We start from the raw sequence: 2,953 nt of genomic DNA on the forward strand, positions 1-2,953 counted from the left end.
ACCCCACTGCGACACTGCCTTTCATATCCCTGCCCCTTCCCCGTCGAGGGAAGGAGCATAGCCCCATCGCGCCTCAACGCGCGGGCAGCGCGTCTTCCTTGTAGATCGCCACGTGCGGCACGCCGTCGGCCCCGATCCAGCCGCGGTACATGCCCTCGGTATTGAAGGGGAACGCCATGCTGCCGTCGGCGCCCAGCGCGATGGCGCCGCCGTCGCCGCCGGCTTTCGGAATGTCGCGGTTAATCACGCCCTCGGCGGCGCGTGCGATGCCGTAGCCGGCCAGGCGCACGCGCGCGCAGACCTCGTGCGCGGCGGATGCGCGGATGTAGTACTCGCCCCAACCGGTACCGGAGAACGCACAACGGTCATCGGCCCAGGTACCGGCGCCGATGATCGGCGAGTCGCCCACGCGGCCGTAGCGCTTGTTGGTCATGCCGCCGGTCGACGTACCCGCCGCCAGCTGCCCCTTCGCATCGAGCGCCAGCGCACCGACCGTGCCGAAGTAGGYCTTGCCAGGCAGTTCCAGCGGCGTGTTGCTCGCCTGCGCCTGCTTCTCTTCCTTCAGCGCATCCTGCAGCTGCTGCCAGCGCTTCTCGGTACGGAAGTACGACGGATCGACCAGGGTGACGCCCTGCTCCTTCGCGAACGCTTCGGCGCCGCCGCCGACCATCATCACGTGCCGGGATTTCTCCATTACCGCGCGTGCGAGGGTGATCGGATTCTTCACGCGATGCACGCCCGCGACCGCGCCGGCCTTGCCGGTGGCGCCGTCCATGATCGAGGAATCCAGTTCGTTCTTTCCGTCGTGCGTGAACACCGCGCCGCGGCCCGCGTTGAACTGCGGCGCATCCTCCAGCACGGTGATCGCCGCGGTCACGGCATCGAGCGCGGGCTTGCCGGCCTTCAGCTGCGCGTGGCCGGCGCGCAGCGCAGCTTCCAGCGCCTTGCGCGCGGCATCCTCGTCCGCTGGCGTCATGCCGGCGCGCTCGACGCCCGCACCGCCGTGGATCACCAGCAGCGGCGAATCCAGCGCCGCCAGCACGCCGTTGCGCACCGCGTAACGGCGCTCGGCGGCAGGCTTGTCGACGCGCCCATTCGGCAGGTGCAGCACGGAATCGACGCCGGCGATGACGGTGTCGACACGCTCGAGGTTCATCGGTTCGTCTTCGACCTGCTTCTGTGCGAACCCGCCCTTCACCACCGTCGCGCCCGCACCGGGCGCCGTGGCGTACACGCGCGCCGTCCCGTCGCCTTCCACGGCGACCGCGGCGTCTTCATCCACGCCCAGCCCCAGGAGCGGGCGACCCGCCATCGACTCGGCCTTGGCGACGAACGCGATCAGCCGGCCCAGCCGGTTGCGTTCGCTGAAGTGCGTGTCGGTGAGCACGCCCTTCAGCAGCGCCAGTTGCAGGAAGCCCGTCTCGATCGTGTTGTCCGGGCCGAGCGGATCGGCCAGCGCACGCGGACTGATCTGGCTGCCGCCGTCCATCGCGCCGTACAGGTATTCGCCCTGCATCGCCAGGCCGGCACTGGTGCCGCCCAGCGGCTTGCCGGCGCGCACGTGCGCATCCAGCGCCTCGCCTACCGGCGTGCCGCGCCAGTAGCGCACGTAGCGCGACTGGTCGCCGCCGGCCAGGAAGATGCCGTCGGCGCGCTTCAGGCTGCGCAGTACGGCCGGATCGCTCGCGCTTTCGCGGTCGCTGAAGACCCAGGTTTCCACCGAGGCGATGCCGCCGACCTCGTTGAAGAACTCCTCGCCGATCTCGCCCGCCTGCGAGGCGCGCAGCACGACGATGTGGCCGTTGCCGGCCTTCTTCATGAACCAGCGCATCGCATCGAAGTTGCGGTCGCCCCCGCCCATCAGCAGCAGCCCGGGCTGTACCTGTCCCGGGGTTTTCGCCGCGGTGTCGCCCAGCACGTAATGCGCGGGTGTGGCGGCGAACGCCGGCAGTGACAAGGCGAGCGCCACCACGCAGACCGCGCCGCGCCGCAACATGCCGAAGACAGACACCATGCCGTACTCCCTGAGTCGAAGGTCGCGGCAGGATGCCACGCGCCGATGACGTAGGGAGACGAACCGACGGCACCGTTCCCCCATGCGGAAGCGTTCGTGCTTGGGCTAGAGTGCGGCCATGCCCACCGAATTCGACGACTGGTTCGTTCGCGAAGTGCTCGTCCACGAGCGCGCGCTGGCGCTGTTCCTGCAACGCAGCTGGCCGCACCGCGACGAGTGGCACGACCTTCGCCAGGAGGTCTACGCGCGCGTCTACGAAGCGGCGGGCCGCGTGCGTCCGGACGCGCCGAAGGCCTTCCTGTTCGCGACCGCACGGCACCTGATGACCGACCGCCTGCGTCGCAGCCGGGTGGTGTCGATCGAGCCAGTGGGTGATTTCGAGTCCTCGAACGTCTACCTGATCGACGAGGTGTCGCCCGAGCGGTGGACCGGGACCCGCCAGGCGCTCAAGCGCGTGGTCGAGGCCCTGGACCGGCTCCCCGACCGTTGCCGCGAAGTGGTGTGGCTGCGGCGCGTGGAGGAACTGCCGCAGAAGGATGTCGCCCGCCAACTGGGCATCAGCGAGAAGACCGTGGAAAAGCATTTGGCCAAGGGGATGCGCCTGATCGCCGACCACCTGTACGGCGGCGACGCCGTGCCCGCGCTGGAGGGGCGACGCGCCCGGCCCGTCACGGACGAGGACGACGGACATGGCCGACAGCAGACAGATTGAGGAGCAGGCCGCCGACTGGCTGGCGCGCCGCGACGCGGAGGGCTGGACGGCGGGCGAGCAACAGTTGCTGGAGGCCTGGCTGGCCGCATCAGCGCGCCACAAGGTCGCCTACCTGCGGCTGCAGGCGCTCGCCGCCGGCCTGCCGGCGGGCGTGACGCCGCCGCGCAGGATGTCGGCGCCCGCGCGTCCGGATGCACGACCCGACCTGAGCGAGGTCACCTTCGCGC

General features: G+C 70.2%; 3 protein-coding genes and 1 pseudogene. 2 read left to right on the forward strand and 2 right to left on the reverse strand.

Going from position 1 to position 2,953, the window contains the following annotated elements:
• Window positions 1-73: 73 nt before the first annotated feature.
• Both AC04L7_RS15700 and AC04L7_RS15705 read right to left on the reverse strand, forming a co-directional pair.
• Window positions 74-1,054: an isoaspartyl peptidase/L-asparaginase family protein gene (locus AC04L7_RS15700; RefSeq protein WP_475513372.1), complete on the reverse strand. Its 981-nt coding sequence runs from the start codon at window positions 1,052-1,054 to the stop codon at window positions 74-76.
• 198 nt (window positions 1,055-1,252) lie between these two features.
• Window positions 1,253-2,098 (reverse strand): annotated as a pseudogene (locus tag AC04L7_RS15705) (cyanophycinase); the annotation flags it as partial.
• A 34-nt stretch (window positions 2,099-2,132) separates the two neighbouring features.
• On the opposite strand from AC04L7_RS15705, the gene AC04L7_RS15710 reads away from it, so the two are divergent.
• On the forward strand, window positions 2,133-2,726 hold the full coding sequence (locus tag AC04L7_RS15710) for an RNA polymerase sigma factor (RefSeq protein WP_296278934.1): 594 nt from the start codon (window positions 2,133-2,135) through the stop codon (window positions 2,724-2,726).
• A partial coding sequence (locus AC04L7_RS15715; protein WP_475513371.1) for a FecR/PupR family sigma factor regulator occupies window positions 2,704-2,953 on the forward strand: 250 nt, incomplete at its 3' end. The genes AC04L7_RS15710 and AC04L7_RS15715, both read left to right, overlap by 23 nt.

It is taken from the genome of Pseudoxanthomonas sp. LjRoot204_2 (assembly GCF_056175765.1).